This window comes from Corallococcus llansteffanensis (assembly GCF_003612055.1).
Taxonomy (GTDB): Bacteria; Myxococcota; Myxococcia; order Myxococcales; family Myxococcaceae; genus Corallococcus; species Corallococcus llansteffanensis.
Map to the genome: position 1 here is coordinate 1 of NZ_RAWB01001029.1, position 1,307 is coordinate 1,307.

Below are 1,307 nucleotides of genomic sequence, written 5' to 3' on the forward strand. Positions count from 1 at the left end.
GGGTGGGCCTGCTGCTGGCCTTGTGGGGCACCGACGCGCTGGTGGCGGTGGTGGGGGATGGCCTGCCCCGGGCCCGGGCCGTGCGGCTGGACGTGCCCTCCGTGCTCTTCACGCTGGCGGTGTCGGTGCTCACCGGCGTGCTCTTCGGGCTGGTGCCCGCGCTCCAGGCGCGCCACGCGGACCTGCACGCGGCGATGCGCGAGGGGGCGCGCGCCACGGGCAGCCACCGCACGGGCCGGGTGCGCGCGGCGCTGGTGGTGGCCCAGGTGTCGCTCGCGCTGGTGCTGCTGGTGGGTGCGGGCCTGTTCGTGAAGAGCTTCCTCGCGCTCCAGCGCCTGGACGCGGGCTTCGACTCCGAAGGCGTGCTCACCGGCCAGCTCGAGCTGCCCGAGGTGGCGTACCCGGACAAGGCCCGGCAGGTGGCCTTCCAGCAGGCCCTGGTGGCGCGGCTCCAGGCCCTGCCCGGCGTGGAGTCCGTGGGGCTGACCAACGTGCTCCCCCTGGGCGGAGAGATGGACCACAGCTTCGACATCGAGGGGCGCCCGCGGCAGCCCGGGGAGACGTGGAAGGCGGTGGAGTTCCGCGCCGTCACCCCCGGCTACCTGCGCGCCCTGCGCGTCACGCTCCAGCAGGGGCGGCTCTTGGAGGACCGGGACGCCCCGGACGCGCCCTGGGCGGTGGTCATCAACCAGTCCTGCGCGAAGCTCTTCTGGCCGCAGGGCGACGCCGTGGGCCACCGGATGAAGCTGCACGGCCCGGACAAGCAGTGGGCCACGGTGGTGGGCGTGGTGGGCGACGTGCACGAGTGGGGCCTGGACGCGCCGGTGCGCCCCGCCGCGTACTACGCCCTCTCGCAGCTGCCCTTCCCCTCGCTGGGCGTGGCGGTGCGGGCGAAGTCGGGCGACCCGAAGGCGCTGCACGCCGCGGTGGAGGCGGAGGTGCGCGCGGTGGACGCGGACCTGCCGCTGTTCGACGTCCAGCCCCTCACGCGGCGCATGGCCGACGCGCTGGGCGCCCAGCGGCTGGCGGCGCTGCTGCTGGGCGTGTTCGCGGCGGGCGCGCTGCTGCTCGCGGCGCTGGGCCTGTCGGGCGTCATCGCCTTCTCCGTGGCGCAGCGCACGCGGGAGCTGGGCATCCGCATGGCGCTGGGCGCGGGGCGCGGGGACGTGCTGCGGCTCGTGCTGGGACAGGGGCTGCGGCTGTCGCTCACGGGCGTGGCGGTGGGGCTCGTGCTGTCGCTGGCGCTGAGCCGGCTGCTGGGGTCGCTCCTTTACGGCGTGTCGGTGGACGACCCGTGGACCTTCGCC

Annotated in this window: 1 protein-coding gene; it reads left to right on the top strand. The window is 75.7% G+C overall.

Going from position 1 to position 1,307, the window contains the following annotated elements; all coding sequences use genetic code 11:
• Window positions 1-1,307, top strand: a 1,307-nt coding sequence (locus tag D7V93_RS43070) for an FtsX-like permease family protein (protein WP_120648678.1), incomplete at both ends; no start/stop codon positions are given.